This window comes from Caryophanon tenue (genome assembly GCF_001700315.1).
GTDB lineage: Bacteria > Bacillota > Bacilli > Bacillales_A > Planococcaceae > Caryophanon > Caryophanon tenue.
This window is the reverse complement of record NZ_MASJ01000024.1, coordinates 67,631-91,719: the sequence shown is the minus strand read 5'-3', so window position 1 is coordinate 91,719 and position 24,089 is coordinate 67,631. Positions and strand designations below refer to the sequence as shown.

The window sequence follows — 24,089 nt, the reverse complement described above, 5'->3', positions numbered from 1 at the left end:
GCGGTAACACGGGTTCGAATCCCGTACGGGTCATACGAAAAAAACGTCTAGCATATTGCTAGGCGTTTTTTGTTATTCTAATATAAAAATAACCATCGTCAAATACTTCAAATTCAAGGTATAATAAATGACGTATTCCATAGCTATCTTAAACACCAACTTAATGAAAAAGAGGGAAAATCACATGTCTAAAAAAGTAGAGAATAGCATGCTTATTATGTGGACAGTATCACTGGTTGCGACGTTAGGTTCACTATATTTCTCAGAAATTCGCGATTATGAGCCATGTAAATTATGTTGGATACAGCGTATTTTCATGTATCCGATTGCGATTATGATGACGGTTGCGTACATTCAAAAAAATCCACGTATTGTTGTAACAACACTTGTGTTTTCAATAATCGGTGGATGTATTTCGTTGTATCATTATTTAATTCAAAAAGTATCATTCTTTCAAGATGATGCGATTTCATGTGGAGCCGTGCCATGTACAGGCATGTATATTAACTGGTTCGGATTCATAACGATTCCATTTTTAGCACTAACAGCATTTACGATTTTAACAGCAGTAGGTTTTTATATTTTAAAGCAATTGAAACAAGAAGAAGCATAAACAATAAAATGCCACGTAGTGTGATGTAAACATCCTACGTGGCATTTTTTAATAGGGAGATTCGTCAATGTGACTATTTCGAATGGTTTTGTCTTCGCCGTCATGTGCTCCTATCGTGACATCTTTCCATTGAAGATACGGACAGTCTGTAGCTGTAAAGCCATTGCCATAGCCTTGTAGTAGTGTCGTATGTTGAAGAGCAGCAGTTGTAGCTTTGAGTATTAGTTGGTCCATGCTGTGCTCAACAAAAAGTACATGACTGAAGCTTGCTGTACATTGGTATAAGTAAATACCGGTACCTCCCTTTAAGGCGTGACTATACTTCAGCTGAACGTCGCTATCACTTGCTGTATATTGTGTATCATTCGTTGTGAAGAAGAGCGCTTCTGCACGTAATGAGCCGCCTTTTTGACGTATCCCAGTTTGATGTCCATCTATAAAGCTTTGTGTCATAGAGAGCGCAGTTGTTTCCGCTGAAATACCGTATGCTCCGTTCTGACGAATATGGCTGTTTTTCAAGTGAACAGTACTAAACTCGGTAGACAGACCACCTTGTAAGCCATTTTCAATCGTTACAGCATCCCCAGTAAACGTACTATGGCGAATAAGTAGCTGTGTTTGTGTGCTTCCTTTTAACGAAAGCGTAGAAGCCGTTACGTTACAGTTGTCTAAAATATCAATGGCATGATGCATACAATGTGATAGCTGAATGGCATGCATAGAAAGTATACTGTTTTTAAAATAAAAGGCTGGGTAGCTCGCTGTATGCTCTTTTACGGATATATACTCAAGTGTCACTTTTGAATTTTCACTAAAAATAGCGTTCGTGCCAGCTTGCTCAAACTGCGTATGCGAAACCGTGCCACGTGCTTGCACATTAAATGCCAGCTGACTACTGTAGCTACGCTCGAAGCGACAATGTTCAATAATGCCTTCACCTTCTTGTTCAATAAATAAAGCAGTATCGGTACATTCACGGAATGTTGTAGACCGCACCGTGATTTTAGATTGGCGAACATGTACTTGTAAATAGCTATGTTTTGTTAAGTGACACTGTGTTAGCGAAATAGCCGCGTGGTGCTGTGCGTAAATAGCAGAGCATTGGGCATTTTGAAAATGTGTTTCGAAAAAGTCGACGGTGCTATCATCAATATATGCTTGAGGAAACTGCTGATGTGTACCGTTCATAATGAGTGTGCGTTCTACTCGCACCCGTCCTTTTTCTTTCACATTTAAGGCATTACCATTCGTTGTGGTTAACACGCATTCCTCGATGTGTAAATCATTAGGACCGACTGATTTTATTTGTAAATTTTGATGTTGTTGGCACGTAATATAGAGCAGTCGTGCTTTTGAGCCTTGTTCAAATAAGAAGCCGCTATTGGCACGCTCTAAATGACATGCCTCAAACGAGCCTTCTGACTGTCGAACATAAATTTGGAAATCTTCATGTTCGATAAAATCACAATGTAACACTTGAATATGCGATTCTTCAATGATTGAGAGGGCATGCGTTTGCCCTTTTCGAAATTGTGAATGCTTCATCGTTAATGTCGAACTACTCATGACAACACATTGGATGCCGGTATGATTTGAAAAGGAACAAGCTGTCACATGACCGTGTGCATCTTTTTCAAACTGTAGCCCCTTCACATTATCTTCAAAAATCACTTGATGTAATGTACCTTTACTATGGTTAATAAAGCAGCCAACGCCGAATGGACCATGTATTTCACCATTTTCTAAATGAGCCTCGCCATTTTTCACTTGGATGCCTTGTGCGCAAGGTGTCGCGGTGAGGAGTTGAAACTGTGTCCATTGAATTTTACTACCACTGACAAATAGTGCGATATCTGTTTTTGGATTCACGATGTGTACATGTCGAAAAACAACATCTCCAAAACAGTCGATGCGTTCTGTTTGTTGAAATGTAATATTTTCAATAATCGTGTTTGTGTTTTTTTCAATGCGTATCGCTTTTGAAAAGGTCGTCATTGTGTGACCAATCAGATGAATCGATTTATTGATGACGACCGCTTCGTCATAATGCGGGTCAAGTAACAAAATGCGGTCACCATCGCTTGCGAGTTGAAGGGCTTGTTGGATTGATGAAATGGGACTGTTTTTTTGTACATCATACTGCATAAGCGCTCGACCTCCTTATGCAGTCGTTTTCCCGAAAAGCTTTTTTAAAAAACGTAATTGTGTAGAGGAGAATGTGCGGTTTACTAAATAGATACCGACAATAATGCAAACGCCGCCGATATAAAGCGTCGATGACAGAGGGTCGTTCAGTAATATTGCGCCACTAATAACACCAAAAAGTGGTGCTAAAAATAAAAAGCTACTCGTTTTTCCAGGTTCACCTTGCTGCAGTAAATAAAACCAGAGCGCAAATTGTACAATTGACGACATGACACTAAGCCAAGCGATAATCGCAATAGAAGAAGCGTTAACGATTAGAAAAGGTTCTTCCAATAAAAAGCTTGCGACGAGTAATAACACACCACCAACGAGCATTTGATAAGCAGAGAGTACCCATACATCAAGTGTAGCGCCCCAGCGTTTCGTTAAATGCGTAGCAAATGCCCAAAAAATCGCGCCACAAAAGCCGATCCAAATACCGACTTCTAATTGAAGTGTAGCCCCCATTGTAAAAAAGACACCGATAAAACCAAATAGCACACCAATCCATTGTGTGATGGCGTAGCGCTGTTGAAAACATAATGTGCCTACAATAATAACCAGTAACGGATTGGAGAATGTTAAAATAGACGATTCACTCGCCGTAATCGTGCGTAAGCTTAAAAAGATACACCCCATGACGCCAGCTGTTTGTAGCGCGCCGATAAAGCTAATATGTAACCATTGCTTCCATGTACGTGGGTGAGGACGTTTGAGCATGAGTACGATAAGCGCCATGAATATACCTGCACTGACAAAGCGTAGCGCAGCAAGTAAAAGTGGAGAAGCATATGGTAAACCGAATTTAATGACGGCAAATGAAGAACCCATTAAAAATGTTGTAACGATCATTAAACTAAAAAAATGGAATTGTCTCACGTAACCACACCCTTTTATTTTATCGAAAATGCGTAAATATACGCGTTTATTCGATTATATCGTAAAATGATAAAAATGGTTAGCTGCTGAACTATTTTGTTATCGGTACGTACATAAAGCACAAAAAATCCCTCAGCAGTGTGCTGAAGGATTTTTTTATTTTGCACCTAACTCAGCAAACGCTGGCATGGCACAAATTTGTTGTGTGTATGCTAATGCTTCATGAATGTACTGGCGCAATGAGTTTTCATGCGTTTGGTCTTGTTGGATTAAAATGGTCAGTTCCTTTTGAGCATTCAGTAAGTCATCGAACTGTTCCGCCGTTAATGTGTGTTCACGTAAAGAATAATACGTAGGCAAATTTAAAATCATTTCTAAATGCGTTTTATCGCGGCGTTGCAGTAGTTCATTAATCCATTTGCCAAGAGTCAGCCCTAGAAAATAAGCGAGCACATATACTTCACGCTCGTCCTTTACGGAGGCGATACGTGGTTCGATTAATGGGTGTTGCTTTAATGCTTCATAGAAATAACGGTGAGCAGAGTGCGTAAACCGTCTACCTTCATCGAAATAAATATCATAACGTTGTTGATTAAACAGAAGCCACATATTATAAATCGTTGCCGCTTGTTGAATGCTTATAGGCAATGTTTGTGGAAAGTTTTCTTGTAATAGCGGTGCTAATTGCGCGGACCATTGTTGAAATTGTGTTAAATGTCTCTCGTCTACATAAAATAATGAGTGAATGTTTTCTACCATTGTTAACATACTGCTCACCTCCTTGCTCATTTAGTTGTATCTACTATATATTCATCGTACAGTATATAGTACCACACAATGACATGAAGCATTTCACAAATATAATAGAATTTTTCCAATCAATGAGGGGGATAAAAGATGATTGAAAATAATTTACATGCTATGGTAGATAATAGGACGCGCGTTTTAATTATCGGTTCGATGCCTGGACAGCAATCACTTGAAAAACAACAATATTACGGCAATCCACGTAATCATTTTTGGCCGATTATGGGGGAGCTATTACAGGTGAATATACCAGACAATTATGAGGAGCGTCTACAACTACTCCGACAAGCTGGTATTGGCTTATGGGATGCCATTGCGCGCTGTGAGCGAAGTGGTAGCTTAGATGCGACCATTAAACGGGAAGTGCCAAATGATTTTTCAACGCTGTTTGCCGAGTATCCACATATTCAGTGTGTGTTATTTAACGGAGGAAAAGCATTTACCGTTTTTAAAAAGCATGTAGGTGTTGATGTGTTAGAGCAACGATTTTTCGCGCAGTTACCCTCTACAAGTCCGATTCCAGGCAAAAATATTAAATCATTTGAAGAGAAAATAGAGGCATGGTCTGTGTTGAAAACATATATAAAAGAGCGATAAATTTATTATAGTAGACAATTAAACGATTTTAAAATGAGCTATTATTCATAGTTATAATTATTAAAATGTTAGGAAATGTAACAAAGTTGCGTACACCTAAAACATTGGTAAATCCTTATTTATCAACGTTTTAGGTGTTTTTTATGTTTATATATATGACGTGATAATGTTATATTTATCTATAATACGCACGAATAATCTTAGTTGAGTAAAAATATTGTTAATTAATTGTTCCATTGTGACGTGATTTTTGGTATATTTTATAGTAAATTAGCATATTTCAGAATTTTTAGTATGCTGATTGGATAAGATAAAAGAGGGGGTTGACTACAATGAAGAAGAACAAATACTTAGTAATGCTTATGCTTTTACTATTATCAGTTGTTCTTGTGGCATGTAACTTCGGCGGTGAAGAAGATTCATCGACAGATACAGGCACAGACGGTTCAACTGATGAAAGCGCTTCAAAGGAACTTAACTTAGTTGTCGCTTCAGAACCACCATCATTACATCCGCAATTAGCGTCGGATACAACATCTTCAACGATTATGAACAACTTATTTGAAGGGTTAATGTCGTTAGAAAATGGCGAGCCAGTTCCTGGTGTAGCAGAAAGCTATGAAGTAAGTGACGACCAATTAACGTACACGTTTAAATTACGTGACTCAAAATGGTCAAACGGTGACCCAGTGACAGCGAATGACTTTGTGTACGCTTGGGAGTTCGGGTTAAACCCAACAAATGCATCTGAGTATGCATCAATTTTATACGTAATAAAAGGTGCTCAAGCGTATAACTTAGGTGAAACAACTTCATTTGATGAAGTTGGCGTAAAAGCACTTGATGAAAAAACATTAGAAGTAACGTTAGAAGCACCAACACCGTACTTCTTAGAATTAACAGCATTTAAAACACTATACCCAATTCACGCAGCAACAGCTGATGCAAACGAAAACTGGTTTACAGAAGCTGATGGTTACGTTGGGAACGGTGCATTTGTGATGACACAATGGCAACACGCAGGTTCAATTACATTAGAGAAAAACCCAGAGTACTGGGATGCTGATAATGTAAAATTATCAAAAGTAAACATCGAAATGGTTGAATCTGAAACAACACAAATGACGAAATTTGAATCTGGTGAAATCGACTACGTTGGTACAAGCTACGGTTCAATTTCATTAGACGCAATTGAGCGTTTAGAGTCTGAAGGCAAGTTAAACATTGCTGATTACTCAGGTATTTACTGGTACAAATTCAACACAACAGATGAAGTGATGCAAAACGTAAACATTCGTAAAGCATTAACATTAGCGATTGACCGTGCTAGCTTAATCGAGAACATTACAAAAGCAGGTCAAGTACCAGCTTTAGGTATGGTTCCAGATGGTGTTGAAGGCTTTGGCGATGACGAAGGCTACTTCAAGGATGCAGACTATGAAGGTGCAAAAGCAGCGCTTGAGCAAGGCTTAAAAGAATTAGGTTTATCAGATGCAAGTGAGTTAGAGCTAAAGTTATCATTTAACACAAGTGAAGCACACGCAGCGATTGCTCAATTCATCCAAGAAGGTTGGAATAAAAACTTAGGTATTTCTGTAACACTTGATAACTCTGAGTGGCAAGTATACTTAGATAAATTAAGTAACTTAGATTATCAAATTGGTCGTTTAGGTTGGATTGCTGACTACAACGATGCTTATTCATTCTTAGAAATGTATAACAGCGCTGAAAACGGTAATAACGATACTGGTTGGTCAAACGAAGAATATACAAAACTTTTACAACAATCTACAACTGAGACAGACCCAGCAGCACGTATCGATTTACTGAAACAAGCAGAAGCGATTATTATCGAAGAATTCCCAGTGGCACCAATTTACTACTACACAAATCCATATGTAGTACGTGATGGCGTAACAGGTATGGAGCCAGATGCTTTAGGTAATATCAACTTAAAAAATGTTGATGTAACGGAATAAAAGGTACTAGGACGGGGCTGTTTTCATTCGATTTATTCGGATAAAGCAGTACCCGTTTTATGCTTTATTGGGCTAAAGAGCTAAAGTAATTTTAATTCAGACGTGGGGAGGCCACATTATGTTACGGTACATTTTAAAGCGTTTCGTCTATATGCTGCTCGCTTTATTCCTAATTATTACAGCGACATTCTTTTTAATGCGTTTAGCACCCGGTAGTCCATTTGCGAGTGAGCGTGATTTCCCACCGCAAATTGAAGAGCAATTAAACGCAAAATATGGTTTAGACAACCCTTGGTATATTCAGTACAAAGATTATTTAATTGACTCAGTAACATTTGATTTTGGTGAGTCGATGAAGTACAAAGGTCGTTCAACAAACGACATCATTGCAGAAAGTTTTCCAATTTCATTAACACTCGGTATGCAAGCAATGTTTATTGCAATCGGGCTTGGTATTATACTCGGAGTCATTTCCGCACTATACCATAATAAATTCCCAGATTATACGGCGACCGTTATCGCCGTGCTCGGCATATCCGTTCCATCGTTTATATTAGCCGGGCTGTTTCAGTATTACTTGGCCTACGAATTCAAACTCTTCCCAGTAAGTGGATGGAAGGGATATATATACAGTATTTTACCGTCGTTAGCGATTGCGTTTACACATATGGGCTTTATCGCGAAGCTGACACGTTCAAGCATGCTTGAGCAAAATAATAGTGATTATGTAAAGATGGCGCGTGCAAAAGGACTTGGCAAATGGAAAGTCGTATTTAAGCACTCATTACGTAACGCGTTACTACCGGTTATTACGTATTTAGGACCGTTAGCAGCAGGTGTTATTACAGGTAGCTTTATCATTGAGCAAATCTTTGCGATTCCAGGTCTTGGCCGTCATTTCGTTACGTCGATTACAAACCGTGACTATACCGTGATTATGGGGACGACTGTATTCTATTCAATCATCTTATTAGCAGCGGTATTTATCGTTGATATTTTATACAGCCTTATCGACCCACGTATTAAGCTGAAAGGGGCGAAGAAGTAATGACGTTAGAAAAACAAAAACTTGAAAAACTCCCAGCAAATGCGTTTGAGGTTGTCGGCTCTCGTCAAGCAGAGCAAGACAAGCTTGCTGATAAATCTGTGTCGTTTTGGAAGGAAGTATTTTATCGCTTCATTCAAAATAAATTAGCGGTATTCGGTTTTGTGTTATTAACAATTATTATCGGGATGGCAATTGTCGTACCCGAAGTATCGCAATACAAATATAGTGACCAATTAGGCGTGTATAACCAGCCACCATCTGCTGACCATTGGTTCGGTACAGATGACTTAGGACGAGATATTTTCGTGCGTATTTGGGCAGGGGCGCGTATTTCATTATTTATCGGGATTACGGCTGCCTTTATTGATTTAATTATCGGTGTGTTATGGGGCAGTATTGCCGGTCTCGCCGGTGGACGGACAGACAATATTATGATGCGTTTAGCAGATGTATTAACGGCTGTACCGTATTTATTAGTTGTAATCATCTTAATCGTTGTGATGGAGCCAGGGCTTGTGCCGATGATTATAGCGCTCTGTATTACCGGTTGGATTAATATGGCGCGTATTGTTCGCGGAGAAGTACTATCGATTAAAAACCAAGAGTATGTACTAGCTGCACGTACATTAGGGGCTGGCACAGGGCACTTAATTGTGAAGCATTTAATTCCAAATGCGCTTGGTGCGATTTTAGTAACGATGACATTAACTATTCCAGCTGCTATTTTCACGGAGTCGTTTTTAAGTTACTTAGGGCTAGGTGTACCAGCGCCAATGGCAAGTTGGGGAACGATGGCATCTGAAGGGAATAAGGCATTAATGTCTTATCCGTGGCGTTTATTCTTCCCAGCCTTATTTATTTCGATGACAATTTTTGCATTCAACGCAGTGGGCGATGGCTTGCGCGATGCATTAGATCCAAAACTACGAAAGTAAGAGGTGAGCACCATGAGACCAAAATTAGTGGAAGTAAAAGACTTGCACATTCATTTTAAAACATACGCAGGTATCGTACAGGCGGTTCGTGGCGTGAGCTTTGAACTTTATGAAGGTGAAACACTAGCAATTGTTGGTGAATCCGGTTCAGGAAAAAGTGTAACAAGTAACGCGCTTATGAAATTAATTCCGCAACCACCAGGTATTTATGCAGGTGGCGAAATTTTATTTAACGGTCGAGATTTAGTGCCGTTAAATGATAAAGAAATGGCGAAAATTCGTGGGAATGACATTGCGATGATTTTCCAGGACCCAATGACGTCATTAAACCCGACGATGAAAATCGGCAAACAAATTACAGAGGTAATGCTACAGCACAATGCCGCTTCTCGCAGTGATGCAAAAGCACGTGCAGTGGAGCTGCTACATCAAGTTGGTATTCCGATGCCGGAAAAGCGCTACAATCAATACCCACATGAATTATCAGGTGGGATGCGTCAGCGTGTTGTCATTGCGATTGCATTAGCCGCCGACCCGAAATTACTAATTGCCGATGAACCAACAACAGCGCTTGATGTAACGATTCAAGCACAAATTTTAGAGCTGATGAAAGATATCCAAAAGAAGCGCAACACATCGGTTATTTTCATTACACATGACCTTGGTGTTGTGGCGAATGTAGCGGACCGTGTGGCTGTTATGTATGCAGGGCAAATTGTCGAGTACGGTACAGTGAATGAGATTTTCTATAATCCGAAGCATCCATACACATGGGGCTTACTTGGGTCGATGCCAGACTTAAATAGCAGCGCGGACGATTTACTACGGACGATTCCAGGCTCGCCACCAAACTTAATTAGTCCACCAAAAGGGGATGCCTTTGCACCGCGCAATGAGCATGCATTAGCGATTGATTATGAGCAAGAGCCACCAATGTTTAAGGTGTCAGAAACACATTATGCAAAAACGTGGTTACTACATCCAGATGCGCCGAAAATTCCGGTGCCATTAGCCGTACAACAACGTATTGATAGCTACGTGCAGGAAGGGGACGACGTATGGAACGCAAAAAAATTCTAGAAGTAAAAGGTTTAAAACAATATTTCGGTACAGCGTCGAACCCGATTAAAGCGGTCGATGATATTTCATTTTACGTATATGAAGGCGAAACCCTTGGCTTAGTTGGTGAATCTGGCTGTGGTAAGTCAACGACAGGTCGTTCGATTATTCGTTTGTATGATGTAACAGATGGTGAAATTTTATTTAACGGTGAAAATATTGCGTCGATTAAGGCACGTAAAGATTTAAAGAAATTTAATAAAGATATGCAGATGATTTTCCAAGATCCGTATGCGTCATTAAACCCGCGTATGACGGCGAGTGAAATTATCGGCGAAGCGTTTGATATTCACGGCATGTATAAAGATAAAAAAGAACGTCGCGAAAAGGTTGCCGAACTACTAGAAGCGGTTGGTTTAAGCCGTTTACATGCATCGCGTTATGCACATGAATTTTCAGGTGGTCAACGTCAACGTATCGGTATTGCGCGCGCTCTTAGTTTAGACCCAAGCTTTATTATTGCGGACGAGCCGATTTCAGCACTCGATGTATCGATTCAAGCACAAGTCGTCAACTTACTGAAACAATTACAGCGCGAGCGTAATTTAACGTATTTATTTATTGCGCATGACTTATCGATGGTGAAATATATTAGTGACCGTATTGCAGTAATGTACCGTGGTCGTATTGTAGAGCTTGGCCCAGCCGATGAAATTTACAACGAGCCAAAGCATCCGTATACAAAGTCATTGTTATCAGCTGTTCCGCAGCCAGACCCACTATCGGAGCGTAAACGTCAACGTATTCCATATACACATGAAGAAGTAGACGGCGATGTTATCCGTAAAGAAACATCACCAGGACATTTCGTATTTGGTACAGCACAACAATTACAAAATTGGGGCATTTAATGCCATACAGAAACCGCTCTTTTTTCGAGAGCGGTTTCATGTCGTTTACAGCGCCCTTTTAGCATCATTAGAGAAATGATGTTTGAATAAATGATGAACAGCCTGATAGAAAATACTAAAAAAACATTTGCTCCCCAAACAAAAAATCATCGTTTTGAATACACATGTGCTATTATACATACAGTTTTGTCGGAAAAGTCGGTGCACAATATGAAACGCATAGTACATGTGTTATGGGAGGCAAGAAGTTGGCAAAGGGTGTAGGTATGCGGGCACGCGATGACTTTAATTTATTTCATTTAACGTGGCCGATTTTTTTAGAAATTTTTCTGTTTTCATTAATGGGTTTAGTCGATACGTTTATGCTAAGTGCAGTATCTGATAACGCCGTTTCAGGTGTCGGAACAGCAAATACGTATATTCATATATCTATTTTAATTTTAGAAGTGGTCGGTAATGGCGCGGCAATTGTTGTTGCACAGTATTTAGGGTCAAGACGTTATATTGAAGCAACAAAAATATCCGCGCTAGCAATTTCACTGAATTTAGCGTTCGGTTTAGTGATGAGTGTGTTATTCGTGTGGAATGCGAATCGCTTAATGGAAGTGATGAATTTACAGGGCGATGTTTTATATTATGCACAAAGCTATTTAGCGATCGTCGGGGGCGGCATTTTCTTACAGGCACTGATTAATGCGTTAGCAGCGATTATTCGTGTGCATGGGTTAACAAAGCAGACGATGTATATTTCGTTAGCGATGAACGTCGTGCATATTGGTTTAAACTACGTGTTGATTTTCGGCAAATTCGGTGCGCCAGAGCTTGGTGTACAAGGTGCAGCGATTTCTTCTGTTGTGAGCCGAGCACTAGCTGTTATCGTGTTTTTCTGGTTATTAACAAAGGCATTGCATGTGAAAATTATGTGGAAAAACTATATTACGTGGAACGGTGAGTTTGTACGTAAAATTTTAAATATCGGGTTACCGTCAGCAGGTGAGCAAGTATTGTACCAATGCTGCCAACTGATTTTCTTATATTATGTGACGTATTTAGGGTCAGAAGCATTAGCAGCCCGTCAATATGCCAATAATATTTCAATGTTTACGTATTTAACAGCACTTGCTGTCGGTATGGGGACGTCGATCATTGTCGGTCGTTTAATTGGTGCAGGGCGCAGTGATGAGGCATATGCGCGCGTGTGGAAAAGCTTACGTATTTCATTTAGCATTGGGCTCGTCGTTGTACTGGTGACGATATTATTCCGCGAACCGCTTATGCGCGTATTTACAGATGATCCTGAAATTATTCGTCTCGGTAGCATGGCTATTTTGTGCGGTATTTTACTGGAAACAGGGCGCATTGTAAACATTACAATTATCAACTCATTACGCGCGTCAGGAGATGCAGGTTTCCCGTTACGTGCAGGATTTTTCTCGATGTTATGTATGAGTGTGCCACTTGGCTATTATTTCGTTTTCGTTCTCGATTGGGGGCTAATTGGTGTATGGCTTGCGATTTCAGCAGATGAGTGGGTTCGTGCTATACTATCATCATTACGTTGGCGCAGTTTAAAATGGCAACGTTATGCGTTAGTAGAACAGAAAGACGGTGAATAGTGTGCTTTCACGTAGAACACAAGGAATTCAATTATTACAACAACATGAGGAATTATTTGCGTGCCCTCATTGCAACACGCCCATCACGATTGAACAGAGCGGGCGTATGAGCTGTACACAAAACCATTCCTTTGATATTGCCAAACAAGGCTATGTTAATATGCTGACACATGCAGTACAGTCGATGTATAGCAAGGAGCTATTTACATCACGTAAGCTCGTGTTAGAAAGCGGGCTATATGATGAAGTACAGCAGCAGTTAGCGAGCTATGTAAAGAAAGAGCAAACAGTGCTTGATACAGGCTGTGGTGAAGGAACGCATTTAGCGCGTATTTGTGCAATGTCTGGTGCATTTGGTGTCGGCATTGATTTAGCGAAAGAGGGAATCATTGAAGCAGCACGTCATTACGCCAATGAAGCGTGGGTTGTCGGTGATTTAGCGAAGAGTCCGTATAAAGAAGCACAATTTGATGCGATTTATAATATTTTATCACCGGCGAATTACGATGAGTTTCGTCGCCTGTTAAAGCCAGGTGGTGCCGTTATTAAAGTTGTACCAGCAGAAGGCTATTTACAGCAGTTACGTCAACAAGTATTTGCAGATTCACAAAAGGAATCGTATTCAAATGCGCAAACGGTCGCACGTTTCCATGAAGCTTTTTCACAAGTAGAAGAAGTACGTGTCACGAATACGAAAAAGGTCGAACGAGCGCTGGTGCCACATTTACTAAAAATGACACCAATGAGTTGGCATTACGAGGCACAAGAAGCGTTTGAACTGAACACCATTACAATAGATGTCACGATTTTAATCGGACGTGTGTAAAAGCGTATGTCGCATTGATAAACTAGTAGGAGCTTTCGACAAGGAAACGGTCGGAAGCTTTTTCGTTTTTCAATGCAAATTTCAATGGATTGCGGTACACTTTTAACGTAATTAAGGTGTAGGAGTGATAACGATGGCAACAATTTTAGTATTAGGTGGTACGCGCTTTTTCGGTAAAAAATTAGTCGAGCGACTTGTAGCAGACGGTCATAGCGTAACAATCGCTACGCGTGGAGAAACGCCTCATTCATTTGGGGATACAGTAGAGCAACTATGCTTTGATCGCTTAGATGAAGTCGCATTTGCAAAGGCGGTAGAGGGGCGTACGTGGGATATTGCATACGATAATATTTGCTACAGCCCGGACGAGGCACAAGTTGTATGTCGTTTATTAAATGGACGTATCGGTAAATTAGTGTTTACGTCAACGATGGCAACGTATGCACCGAGCGCTGGTAAAAAGGTAGAAGCAGACTTTGACCCGTTACAGTATGAATTACGTATGGGAACGCGTGATGACTTTACGTATGGTGAAGGCAAACGTCAGGCGGAAGTCGTGTTTTATAAAGAGGCGACATTCCCCGTTGTAGCTGTTCGTTTCCCAATCGTTGTTGGTGAGGATGATTATACAGAGCGTTTATTATTCCACGTACAGCATGTGTTACAACAAAAACCAATGGCATTTGTGAATGTAGATGCACGTATGTCATATATTACGTCAGATGAAGCGGCTGCCTTTTTACAATGGGCGGGTGAACATGCACAAGCAGAGCCGTACAACGCAACGGCAAATGGTGATTATACATTAGCCGAGTTCATTGCACTTGTTGAAGAAGCGACAGGTAAACGTGCTAAAATTGCATTAGGTGGCGATGATACAACACGCTCACCATACGCAGTCGGTGCGGATTGGTATATGGATAATGCGAAAGCGACAGCACACGGCTTTACGTTTAGTCAGTTACAAGATTGGTTACCAACACTTCTTGCAACGCTTGTTGAAGCAGAACAACAATAATGTCCATTGCGACACCGACTACCATCGAGTAAAATATAAAGAGTGAATGATAAAAAAAGGTAGGACAAACGAGTGTATAAATTAACAGCAAATTTCGTAAAAGGCTTACTTGTAACAACAGGTTCATCGTCCAAAGTATTCGGTAAAGAACATTTGCCACAAGAAGGCGGCTTTATTATTGCATGTACGCACACAGGCTATGTTGATATTTTAAGTTTAGGTGTCGCGATGTTGCCACGTGAGATTCACTTTATGGCAAAGAAACAGCTTTTTGACGCGAAGGGCTTAGGTTGGTTTATTTCGAAGCTAAATGCTTTTCCGGTAGACCGTGATAATCCAGGACCAAGTGTCATTAAAATTCCACGCCAGCTCATTAAAGAAGGTAAAGTTGTCGGGATTTTCCCAAGCGGTACGCGTAACGCAGAAAGTGCGGAGTTAAAGCAAGGAGCGATTACAATTGCACAACTTGCGAAAGCACCGATTGTACCAGCCGCGTATATTGGACCGAATAACGCAAAAGATGTCTTTTCATTGAAGCGTCAATCAGGCTATTTAGTGTTTGGCGAGCCATTTGTGGCAGAGTCAGGAAAAGAAGGTCGCGAAGCATCAACAAAGTTTTTAGAAAAAGAATTACAGCGTTTAACGGAAGTTGCGGAGCGTTACCGTGCGGAAGATAAACGATAAGTAACAACAGCCACTCACGCATTTACGTTGAGTGGTTTTATTCGTAAAGGAGAATGGAAATGATTCGTATTTTATTTATTTGTTTAGGGAATATTTGTCGTTCGCCAATGGCAGAAGCAGTGATGCGTGACGAGATCGAAAAACGTGGCTGGCACAGCTTTGTAAAAGTAGATTCAGCCGGTACAGCGAATTATCACGTAGGCGAGCCACCACATAAAGGCACACAAGCAAAGCTACGTGAATATGGCATTTCTACAACTGGTATGAAAGCACGCCAATTATGGGCATCGGATTTTGACAACTTTGATTATTTAGTGGCAATGGATACGAGTAACGTCACAAATATTCAGCAAGCGTTGCGCAAAGAAGACCCGAAAATTTTTCGCTTTTTAGATTTGACAGTACACAAAAAAGATGTGCCTGACCCATACTATACAGGTGACTTCCAAGAAACATATGACTTGGTTGTTGATGGGTGCCGAGCATTACTTGAGAAGGTGCAGCAAGACCATCCCCAATACTTTTAAGCAGGCATTTTTTTCAGTGAAAAGGGTATTGAACAACAAAATGAGTGAATACGTGAAGGGGAGAGGTTTATGGAAACGAAAGGGAGACGTAAAAGTAGCAATGTAGATGACCGTCGTGGGATGAGCCCAGCACAAAAAGGCGGTGTTGGTGGCGGTATTGGTATTATTATCATCATTATTTTTACGTTATTAAGCGGTGGTGATTTAGGTGATGTCATTACAAATGTAACGAATAATAGTGGCGGTACGGAGCAAACAACTGAACAAACAAATTATGTACCAACTGCTGAAGAAGAGGAGTTAGCGGACTTTGTATCTGTTGTACTAGCGGACACTGAAGATATTTGGCACCAATTATTTGAGCAAGAAGGGATGCAGTATGTAGAGCCAACACTTGTGTTATTTACCGATAGCGTAAGTTCTGCATGTGGTCTGCAAAGTGCTGCGGTTGGACCATTCTACTGTCCAGGTGATTATTCTTTATACATTGATTTAAGCTTCTATAAAGAACTACGTGATACGTTTGATGCACCAGGTGACTTTGCGATGGCATATGTAGTGGCGCACGAAGTAGGGCATCATGTCCAAACATTACTTGGTACATCACAGGAAGTTCATGCACAAGCAGGGCGCGTATCGGATGCTGCGTATAATGAGCAAGTGAAACGTTTAGAATTACAAGCCGATTACTTAGCCGGTGTATGGGCACACCATGTAGAAGGTAAAGGCTATTTAGAAGAAGGCGATATGGAAGAGGCACTTGTTGCTGCGAATGCTATTGGTGACGATACGTTACAGATGGAAGCACGTGGCTATGTTGTGCCAGAGAGCTTTACACACGGTACGAGTGAACAGCGAATGCGTTGGTTGAAAAAAGGATTTACAAACGGTACATTGCAGGGAAGTGACACATTTAGTATCCCTGCTTCTCAGCTATAACGATAGATGAGAAAAGAGCCTGGTACCGAACTCTATTTCTGATGAAAATGAGTGTATGAAGATCATAAAAATTTGCGGGTGCGTTCCGCCACAAGCGGCGACTTCAGCAGGAGAAACAATATTTTTCTGCGACGAGGTACCGCATGAGCATGCGCTTTTACTAGAGGACCATCGTGTTTGCCTCAAGCCATGCTTGCGAAACGCGTTCCGCCATGTGGAGTAGCACCCAAAGCAGAAAAGTATCCTTCAGCAGTTGTTGTTGCTGAAGGATACTTCTTTTTGTTCCAATCTCTTTTACTTATGTACGCTAGTAAGAATGTTTCTGCGTGAGCAGTGTAAGCGATTGAGTACGTAGAAACATCCTTACTAACCATCTTATAAAGACGCTTTCTATTATAAGGAACATGAATTTATTTATGCAAATGATGTGCTTTACCATGTTTCTCCTTTTTCTTTGCGGTCATTGTATTGTATAATAGTACAGTCAAAAAAGCTTTATTATGCGCTTTAGGGCGATATATAATACAAAACACGAAAGCGAGTGGAACCTCAATGGGTCGTAAGTGGAATAATATTAAAGAGAAAAAAGCTGGGAAAGATGCAGCAAACAGCCGTATTTATGCGAAGTTTGGTCGTGAAATTTATGTAGCAGCAAAATCTGGTGAGCCAAATCCAGAATCAAACCGTGCGTTAAAAACAGTATTAGAGCGTGCTAAAACATACTCAGTACCAAAACATATTATCGAAAAAGCAATCGATAAAGCAAAAGGTGGCGGCGATGAGCAATTCGACGAGTTACGCTACGAAGGTTTCGGTGTTGCCGGTACAATGGTAATCGTTGATGCGTTAACAAATAACGTAAACCGTACAGCGTCAGAAGTACGCGCAGCATTCGGTAAAAACGGCGGTAACATGGGTGTATCTGGTTCGGCAGCGCATATGTTCCAACATACAGCTGTATTTGGAATTGAAGGGAAATCAGAAGATGAGATTCTTGAAGTCCTAATGGAAGCGGATTTAGATATGCGTGACATTATGGAAGAAGACGACACAATCATCGTTTATGTAGAGCCAGACCAATTCCATGTAACACAAGAAGCATTTAAAGCAGCAGGTATTGAAGACTTCACAGTAGCAGAATTAACGATGTTACCGATGACAGAAGTAGCGCTTGCTGGCGATGACTTAGTGAAATTCGAAAAAATGATTGACGCGTTAGAAGATTTAGAAGACGTGCAACGCGTGTACCACAACGCAGATTTAGGCGAATAATGACGTAAGCAGTTCATCTTTTTATACAGAAAATGGACTGCTTTTTTCTTTATACCTATGGTAGTCGTGCTTATTGTTACTTTATTCCTTTTTGTAAATGGAAAGAGACGGTAAAATAATATGTGAATTGACTGAAAATAGTGCGATTTAATCCTTTTTATTAGGTGAAAGGTGCATAAATGTCTCTTTTTTGTTCAATTCAAAATAATACCATTGAGTCTGAAAATGAACGTGCGATACTAAAAATAGATATTAAGGAGGAACATAGGTGAAAAAAGAAAAAAAGCTAAGTCAACGTATTTTATATTTAGTGGCAGCATTATTTATCGGTGTCATTATTATGATTAGCGTTGCAGTATCGTTTGGCGGTAATTATATTGTTGAAAAAACGATTGCAGAACAAGCGATTGAAAATGTACAACATGTGGCGACACAACTAGATTCAGAAGCATATGAACAATTCATTGCAGCACCAACAGAAAATGACACGTATTGGAAGTTGCGTGAGCAATTAAATGATATACGTGAAAAAGCAGGCGTATTATACATATCGACATATCAAGTACCTGAAGACGGTGCAACAGAAGTGTTATTTTTAATTGACGGCATGCCGGTAGACGATACGGAGACAGCCGCTGCGTTAGGCGAAGCGTCGAATGCGACGAAAGTTCATCATTTAGAAGAAGCAATCGTAGAAGGCAGTGCTACAACAGGGCTTGTAGAAGATGATAATTTCGGCGAATTTTTAACAGCAATTGTACCGTTTTATAGTGAAGACGGCGAGTTGTTAATGTTTGTTAGTGTCGACATTGATGCGACGAAAATTGTTGGCATTAAAACGCAAATCTTAAATGAGTTAATTCCGATTTTTATTGCGGCGTTAGCAATCATTGTCATGATTGGTTTATGGCAAGTGCGTCGTTACATTAATCGAGCATTACAACCACTTGTGACGATGGAACAAGCTTCACGCCAATTAGCAAACGGCAATATTGCAGAAGCAGAGCAATTGATTCAACAAGTGTCATCTAGACATAATGATGAAGTGTCTCGCTTTAGCTATGCATTTACCGATACATTACACCAGTTACGTCAGTTAGTTCAACAAGTGAAACAGCAAACAACAAATGTAGAGCATGTATCACAGCACTTAGCCGTACATGCGAATGACGTAAATAACGTGCAACAACAAATTACTGAAAGCACAACGGTAATCGAGCAGTCCGCACAAATGCAGACGGAAGTGACGACACAAACGACCGAAGCGTTAACGGAAATGGCCACAGGTATTCAACGTTTAGCAGAGTCTACAAACGCGATTACAAGTTCAACGCAAGACGTGACTGTATTTGTTGAGGAAAGTGCAAAAAATGCACAACATGTTTCAACGAAGATGGGTGCTTTAGAAGAGTCGGTGGCACATACAACAGATGGTGTACATCAAATGAATGAGCGATTTAAAACAATCGAGCAAATGGTATCGGTCATTACAAGCATTGCAGACCAGACGAATTTATTAGCACTAAATGCATCGATTGAAGCGGCTCGTGCCGGTGAACATGGCGCAGGATTTGCGGTCGTAGCAGAGGAAGTGCGTAAATTAGCCGTGTCTTCAAAGCAATCAGCCGAAGATATTACGGAGCAATTACGTTTGTTTGAACAATTATCGGCGACTGTGACAGCACAAATGCAACAGAGTCATACACAAGTAACCGAAAGTACGCAGGCTGTGAATGTAGTAGAGCAACGCATGATGCAAATTTTACACAATATGCAACAAGTTGCTATGTATATTCAAGAGGATGCAGCGGTGCTACAACAAATGTCTGCGGGTTCTGAAGAAGTATTAGCTTCCATGGAAGAAGTGAGCCGTGCATCTGTTCACATGTTACAAGAAACAGGGCAAACATACAGTGGTGTGCAACAACAAGTGAAAATGTTACATACATTGAACACAACGATTGAAGCACTTGAGCAAGCTTCTGAACAGATGACGACATCCATGGAGAAATTCACATTATAAAAGCGCATAAAAAAAGAGTTGGAATAGACACAATTTCAACTCTTTTTTAATATCTTATAGGCTAAATACAAGCTATTTATGGTATTTTATAAGGTAATTATACATAGTTTTTTATAGTGAATAAGTCTAGATTATCATCTATAATAATGCGAAGATGGTATGGGTTCGTGACAGAAATGGCATCTTTCTCTATAAAAGATTTTGATGATTTTTTATAGTTCGACGATTTTTGACGATATATTAAGGGGGGATTATGACTATGAAAACAATCGGTAAAAAGTTAACCGCGTCAATTTTGGCACTTGTAACAATTATTAGCATTGCAATTGGCGGTATTAGTTATTATTCAAGTGCGACATCACTAGAACGAGAAGTAGAAGCAAATTTACAATCACGTGCTACCGATGTTGCTCTTTATATGGAGGAAGTATTTGAGCGTTTTCAAGCAGAAATTGAAGGTGTCGCAATGCATGAGCCACTGCGACAGCTACGCATAGAAGATTTGAACAAGACGAATACATACTTAGAAAATTTATTAGCAGATTATCCTGATTATTTAGCGTTTGGGATTGTTGATGGGCAAGGTATTGCACATTATACCGATGATACGACGGCAGATTTGGCAGATAGAAACTATATTCAAAGAGCATTAACGGGTGAGACAACAATATCTGATATTGTCATTAGTCGTGTCACAAATGAGCCTGCTTTAATGTTAGCCACACCGATTGAAACGGTATCAGGGCAAACCGCATTATTAATTGCGCGTGTGAATGGTTATGTGTTAACCGATATTATTGAACGAATTGCAGTTGGAGAAACAGGTTACTCATTTATTTTAAATAATGAGGGCACAACACAAGCCCATTTAAATCGTGAAGAAGTAAAGACACAGGCAAATTATGCAGGTGAAGAACATGCTTTAAGTGATGTCGTACGCGTGTTTTTAGAAAATGACAGTGGCTTTTTATCGTATATAGATGGGGCTGGAAGTGAGCGTTTATCGGGCTATTACACATTATCAAACGGCTGGGTCATGATTGTAACAGCGAGTGCTGACGAAGTGTTAAGTAGCTTAACGTATTTAAAATGGAATACCATTATTTTGATTGGTATTTTCTTAATGGTAGGAACTGCCTTCTCGATGTGGATTGCACGTTCATTAAGCCGCCCTATTCATGAACTTGTGCGCGTCAGTGAACAGCTAGGAAATGGTGATTTTACAGCAAGTATTCCAAAGAAGTATACAGAGCGTCAAGATGAACTCGGCACGTTGGCAACAAGTTTAGCGACGACATCGCAAAGTATGCGTTATATGATTAGCGAAGTGACGAATCATGCTATGGATATAGAAAGTGCATCACAGCAACTGCAGCGAGCAATTGATGATGTTACAACTGGCACAACGCGTATGTCTGATTCGATGTATGAAGTGGGAGAAAATGCACGTACGCAGGCAACGATGGCAGAAGAGGGTGCGCAAGCGATGGAACAGATGACGATGGGCATTCAACAAGTTGCTGAAGTATCCAATACGGTATCATCGCATACACAAGAAATTCAGCAACAAATTACAACGGGTTATGAAGGGGTATCACATACCATTGACCAAATGACAGCCATTCAACAAAGTACAAATGATGAGTTACAACTCATTCAAAATTTAGAAGAAAAATCACAAGAGATTAGCACGATTTCAAAAATGATTAGTGATATTTCAGACCAGACGAATTTATTGGCACTCAATGCATCAATTGAAGCGGCACGAGCAGGCGAGGCAGGAAAAAGCTTTGCGGTCGTAGCGGATGAAGTACGAAAGTTATCCGAGCAAACAGCTACATCAGCAACGCAAATTAATGAGCTTATCCAAAATATGCAGCAATACACAATAAAGGTTGTTACGGCAGCACAGCATAGCAGTGTGAACGTCAATAGTGGTATTGCGTCTATTCATAAAGTAGAGGCCAATTTTGCTGGGATTGTTGCATCAGCAACATACATTTCACAGGAGTTAGAAGTGTTAAGTGGCTCGGCACAGCAAATGAGTGCTAATACAGAAGAAGTATCTGCTTCGATGGAAGAAATGGCTGCAAGTGCGAGCCATGCGGAAGAACAAGTACAAGATGTTAGTGAAGCTGCAGCGATGCAACAGCAAAGCGCCGCACATATGCTTCAGCAATCTGAGCAATTAGCTAAACTATCACAACAGTTACATCAAGCTGTGAATCAATTTAAGCTATAATCACTCTTAAAAATCCTTCGCTCGTGAAATACGGACGGAGGATTTTATAATTCCTATTTTTTCGATGCTTGGCATTGCAAAATATTTAGAATTACGAAATAATAATATTACTGAGCAATTAGAGGAGGAACGATAGATGACAACAACATTTAAAGATTATGAGTATAAACGTCCGAATATTGATGAAATGGTACAACAAGCAAAAGCATTAGTGGCAAAATTTGAAGCGGCAGAAACGCTAGAACAACAAATTGACGTGATTAACACACTGAACACTATTTCTTCAGACTTCAGCACACAATCGAACTTAGCGTATATTCGCGCATCGATTGACACGAATGATGCATTTTATCAAGCGGAACGCGACTTTATTGATGAAGTAGGACCACGCATGGAAGATGTGACAACAGATTACTATAAAGCGTTAGTCGCATCGCCATTCCGCGAGCAGTTAGAACAAAAATTTGGGCAACAGCTATTTGATTTAGCGGATTACCAAATTAAATCGTTCTCTCCAGAAATTATAGAACTATTAATGAAGGAAAATAAACTATCATCGGATTACAGCAAGCTTGTTGCGTCAGCGCAAATTGACTATAACGGTGAAACGTATACATTAGCCCAGCTAGGTTCGTTTGCAGAATCAACAGACCGTGTTGTACGTAAAGAAGTAATGGAGCTACGCACAGCATTCTTCGCGCAACATGAGGACGAGTTTGACCGTATTTATGATGAGCTTGTAAAAGTACGTCACGAAATTGCAACAACACTGGGCTACAAAAACTTCGTTGAGCTAGGTTATGTACGTATGAACCGCATTGATTATAATGCAGAAATGGTACAAAAATTCCGTGACCAAGTACGTGATTTTATCGTGCCAATTTCGCAAAAATTATATGAGCGTCAAGCTGCACGTATCGGTGTTGACGCGTTTAAGTTTTATGATGAAGCGTTAGAGTTCACAACAGGTAACGCCAAACCACAAGGAGACGCACAGTGGATTGTGGATAACGGACGTACAATGTATAAAGAGTTATCCCCAGAAACGCATGAGTTCTTTGAATTTATGATTGAGCGTGACTTAATGGATTTAGAAGCGAAAAAAGGGAAAGAAGGTGGCGGTTATTGTACATTTGTCGATGACTACCATTCTCCATTTATTTTCTCAAACTTTAACGGTACGTCAGGCGATATTGATGTATTAACACATGAGGCAGGACATGCGTTCCAAGTATATCGTAGCCGTGACATCGGGGTGCCGGAGTATTTATGGCCGACATTCGAGTCATGCGAAATTCACTCAATGAGCATGGAGTTTTTCACATGGCCATGGATGGAATTATTCTTTAAAGAACAAGCTGATAAATATAAATTCTCACATTTAGTATCAGGTCTACAATTTTTACCGTACGGCGTGGCAGTTGATGAGTTCCAGCATGTCGTTTACGAAAACCCTGACATGACGCCAGCAGAGCGTAAAGCAGCATGGCGTACAATTGAGAAGAAATACTTACCACAGCGTGACTTTGATGGCATTACGTATTTAGAAAACGGTGGCTTCTGGCAACGCCAAGCACATATTTATAACAGTCCGTTCTACTATATCGATTACACATTAGCGCAAATTTGTGCGTTCCAATTTTGGAAACGTTCGCGTGAAGACTTCGATAGCGCGTGGAAAGACTATTTACATTTATGTGATTTAGGCGGTTCGATGTCATTTACGAAGCTTGTTAAAGAAGCAGGCTTAATTTCGCCATTTGAAGATGGTTGTGTAGAGTCGGTTATTGGTTCGATTGAAGACTATTTAAATAGTGTGGACGATCAAAATTTATAAGCGTATGTACTACGATGGAAAAACCTCCAGCAATGATTATTGCTGGAGGTTTTTCTTTTGCGCTAAAGCAATTTACTGTTCTTGCAGTTAGGA

General features: G+C 40.3%; 20 protein-coding genes. 17 read left to right on the top strand and 3 right to left on the bottom strand.

The window, feature by feature from the left end:
* Positions 1 to 184 precede the first annotated feature (184 nt).
* Complete coding sequence (locus tag A6M13_RS11660; protein WP_066546464.1) at positions 185 to 613, top strand: disulfide oxidoreductase; 429 nt, start codon at positions 185 to 187, stop codon at positions 611 to 613.
* A gap of 48 nt (positions 614 to 661) precedes the next feature.
* Here the strand turns inward: A6M13_RS11660 and A6M13_RS11655 are convergent, their stop codons facing one another.
* From A6M13_RS11655 to A6M13_RS11645, 3 genes are all read right to left on the bottom strand, one after another.
* The gene (locus A6M13_RS11655) at positions 662 to 2,758 is read right to left on the bottom strand and encodes a right-handed parallel beta-helix repeat-containing protein (RefSeq protein ID WP_066546461.1); all 2,097 of its coding nucleotides are present in this window, start codon (positions 2,756 to 2,758) and stop codon (positions 662 to 664) included.
* A gap of 15 nt (positions 2,759 to 2,773) precedes the next feature.
* Complete coding sequence (locus A6M13_RS11650; RefSeq protein ID WP_211270312.1) at positions 2,774 to 3,676, bottom strand: DMT family transporter; 903 nt, start codon at positions 3,674 to 3,676, stop codon at positions 2,774 to 2,776.
* 156 nt (positions 3,677 to 3,832) lie between these two features.
* Positions 3,833 to 4,444 (bottom strand): hypothetical protein, encoded by a 612-nt coding sequence (locus A6M13_RS11645; RefSeq protein ID WP_066546458.1) that lies wholly within the window; start codon positions 4,442 to 4,444, stop codon positions 3,833 to 3,835.
* A 129-nt stretch (positions 4,445 to 4,573) separates the two neighbouring features.
* Between A6M13_RS11645 and A6M13_RS11640 the strand changes: the two genes are divergently transcribed.
* The 16 genes from A6M13_RS11640 to A6M13_RS11565 all read left to right on the top strand — a co-directional run bounded on the left by A6M13_RS11640 (position 4,574) and on the right by A6M13_RS11565 (position 23,996).
* Positions 4,574 to 5,080, top strand: coding sequence for a DNA-deoxyinosine glycosylase (locus tag A6M13_RS11640; RefSeq protein ID WP_066546455.1), 507 nt, complete (start codon positions 4,574 to 4,576; stop codon positions 5,078 to 5,080).
* Between the two features lie 332 nt (positions 5,081 to 5,412).
* A complete protein-coding gene (locus A6M13_RS11635) occupies positions 5,413 to 7,059 on the top strand; it encodes a peptide ABC transporter substrate-binding protein (protein WP_066546454.1) in 1,647 nt (548 codons plus the stop codon).
* Positions 7,060 to 7,177: 118 nt separating this feature from the next.
* Positions 7,178 to 8,107: an ABC transporter permease gene (locus tag A6M13_RS11630; RefSeq protein ID WP_066546453.1), complete on the top strand. Its 930-nt coding sequence runs from the start codon at positions 7,178 to 7,180 to the stop codon at positions 8,105 to 8,107.
* A complete protein-coding gene (locus tag A6M13_RS11625; RefSeq protein WP_066546452.1) occupies positions 8,107 to 9,042 on the top strand; it encodes an ABC transporter permease in 936 nt (311 codons plus the stop codon). The genes A6M13_RS11630 and A6M13_RS11625 overlap by 1 nt, the downstream gene beginning before the upstream one ends.
* Positions 9,043 to 9,054: 12 nt before the next feature.
* Complete coding sequence (locus A6M13_RS11620; protein WP_066546451.1) at positions 9,055 to 10,122, top strand: ABC transporter ATP-binding protein; 1,068 nt, start codon at positions 9,055 to 9,057, stop codon at positions 10,120 to 10,122.
* The gene (locus tag A6M13_RS11615; protein WP_066546449.1) at positions 10,101 to 11,012 is read left to right on the top strand and encodes an ABC transporter ATP-binding protein; all 912 of its coding nucleotides are present in this window, start codon (positions 10,101 to 10,103) and stop codon (positions 11,010 to 11,012) included. The genes A6M13_RS11620 and A6M13_RS11615 overlap by 22 nt, the downstream gene beginning before the upstream one ends.
* Positions 11,013 to 11,278: 266 nt before the next feature.
* Positions 11,279 to 12,628, top strand: a complete 1,350-nt coding sequence (locus A6M13_RS11610; protein WP_066546479.1) for an MATE family efflux transporter — start codon at positions 11,279 to 11,281, stop codon at positions 12,626 to 12,628.
* A 1-nt stretch (position 12,629) separates the two neighbouring features.
* A complete protein-coding gene (locus A6M13_RS11605) occupies positions 12,630 to 13,454 on the top strand; it encodes a putative RNA methyltransferase (protein ID WP_066546446.1) in 825 nt (274 codons plus the stop codon).
* Between the two features lie 133 nt (positions 13,455 to 13,587).
* Positions 13,588 to 14,472: an NAD-dependent epimerase/dehydratase family protein gene (locus A6M13_RS11600; RefSeq protein ID WP_066546444.1), complete on the top strand. Its 885-nt coding sequence runs from the start codon at positions 13,588 to 13,590 to the stop codon at positions 14,470 to 14,472.
* A 72-nt stretch (positions 14,473 to 14,544) separates the two neighbouring features.
* Positions 14,545 to 15,156, top strand: coding sequence for a lysophospholipid acyltransferase family protein (locus A6M13_RS11595; RefSeq protein ID WP_066546442.1), 612 nt, complete (start codon positions 14,545 to 14,547; stop codon positions 15,154 to 15,156).
* Between the two features lie 59 nt (positions 15,157 to 15,215).
* Entirely contained in the window at positions 15,216 to 15,683 is a 468-nt protein-coding gene (locus A6M13_RS11590) for a low molecular weight protein-tyrosine-phosphatase (RefSeq protein WP_066546439.1), read from the top strand.
* A 69-nt stretch (positions 15,684 to 15,752) separates the two neighbouring features.
* A complete protein-coding gene (ypfJ, locus tag A6M13_RS11585; protein ID WP_066546434.1) occupies positions 15,753 to 16,622 on the top strand; it encodes a KPN_02809 family neutral zinc metallopeptidase in 870 nt (289 codons plus the stop codon).
* 552 nt (positions 16,623 to 17,174) lie between these two features.
* Entirely contained in the window at positions 17,175 to 17,894 is a 720-nt protein-coding gene (locus A6M13_RS11580) for a YebC/PmpR family DNA-binding transcriptional regulator (RefSeq protein WP_066546432.1), read from the top strand.
* Positions 17,895 to 18,162: 268 nt separating this feature from the next.
* Positions 18,163 to 19,917 (top strand): methyl-accepting chemotaxis protein, encoded by a 1,755-nt coding sequence (locus A6M13_RS11575; RefSeq protein WP_066546430.1) that lies wholly within the window; start codon positions 18,163 to 18,165, stop codon positions 19,915 to 19,917.
* Positions 19,918 to 20,176: 259 nt separating this feature from the next.
* Positions 20,177 to 22,159, top strand: a complete 1,983-nt coding sequence (locus A6M13_RS11570; RefSeq protein WP_169817444.1) for a methyl-accepting chemotaxis protein — start codon at positions 20,177 to 20,179, stop codon at positions 22,157 to 22,159.
* A gap of 136 nt (positions 22,160 to 22,295) precedes the next feature.
* On the top strand, positions 22,296 to 23,996 hold the full coding sequence (locus tag A6M13_RS11565; protein ID WP_066546425.1) for a M3 family oligoendopeptidase: 1,701 nt from the start codon (positions 22,296 to 22,298) through the stop codon (positions 23,994 to 23,996).
* Positions 23,997 to 24,089 lie beyond the last annotated feature (93 nt).

What these genes read in the sequence shown, in the direction of transcription:
- A6M13_RS11660 (WP_066546464.1), top strand. Translation starts at nt 185, where the DNA reads ATGTCTAAAAAAGTAGAGAATAGCATGCTTATTATGTGGACAGTATCA.
- A6M13_RS11655 (WP_066546461.1), bottom strand. Translation starts at nt 2,758, where the DNA reads ATGCAGTATGATGTACAAAAAAACAGTCCCATTTCATCAATCCAACAA.
- A6M13_RS11645 (WP_066546458.1), bottom strand. Translation starts at nt 4,444, where the DNA reads ATGTTAACAATGGTAGAAAACATTCACTCATTATTTTATGTAGACGAG.
- A6M13_RS11640 (WP_066546455.1), top strand. Translation starts at nt 4,574, where the DNA reads ATGATTGAAAATAATTTACATGCTATGGTAGATAATAGGACGCGCGTT.
- A6M13_RS11635 (WP_066546454.1), top strand. Translation starts at nt 5,413, where the DNA reads ATGAAGAAGAACAAATACTTAGTAATGCTTATGCTTTTACTATTATCA.
- A6M13_RS11630 (WP_066546453.1), top strand. Translation starts at nt 7,178, where the DNA reads ATGTTACGGTACATTTTAAAGCGTTTCGTCTATATGCTGCTCGCTTTA.
- A6M13_RS11625 (WP_066546452.1), top strand. Translation starts at nt 8,107, where the DNA reads ATGACGTTAGAAAAACAAAAACTTGAAAAACTCCCAGCAAATGCGTTT.
- A6M13_RS11620 (WP_066546451.1), top strand. Translation starts at nt 9,055, where the DNA reads ATGAGACCAAAATTAGTGGAAGTAAAAGACTTGCACATTCATTTTAAA.
- A6M13_RS11615 (WP_066546449.1), top strand. Translation starts at nt 10,101, where the DNA reads ATGGAACGCAAAAAAATTCTAGAAGTAAAAGGTTTAAAACAATATTTC.
- A6M13_RS11610 (WP_066546479.1), top strand. Translation starts at nt 11,279, where the DNA reads ATGCGGGCACGCGATGACTTTAATTTATTTCATTTAACGTGGCCGATT.
- A6M13_RS11600 (WP_066546444.1), top strand. Translation starts at nt 13,588, where the DNA reads ATGGCAACAATTTTAGTATTAGGTGGTACGCGCTTTTTCGGTAAAAAA.
- A6M13_RS11590 (WP_066546439.1), top strand. Translation starts at nt 15,216, where the DNA reads ATGATTCGTATTTTATTTATTTGTTTAGGGAATATTTGTCGTTCGCCA.
- ypfJ (WP_066546434.1), top strand. Translation starts at nt 15,753, where the DNA reads ATGGAAACGAAAGGGAGACGTAAAAGTAGCAATGTAGATGACCGTCGT.
- A6M13_RS11580 (WP_066546432.1), top strand. Translation starts at nt 17,175, where the DNA reads ATGGGTCGTAAGTGGAATAATATTAAAGAGAAAAAAGCTGGGAAAGAT.
- A6M13_RS11570 (WP_169817444.1), top strand. Translation starts at nt 20,177, where the DNA reads ATGAAAACAATCGGTAAAAAGTTAACCGCGTCAATTTTGGCACTTGTA.
- A6M13_RS11565 (WP_066546425.1), top strand. Translation starts at nt 22,296, where the DNA reads ATGACAACAACATTTAAAGATTATGAGTATAAACGTCCGAATATTGAT.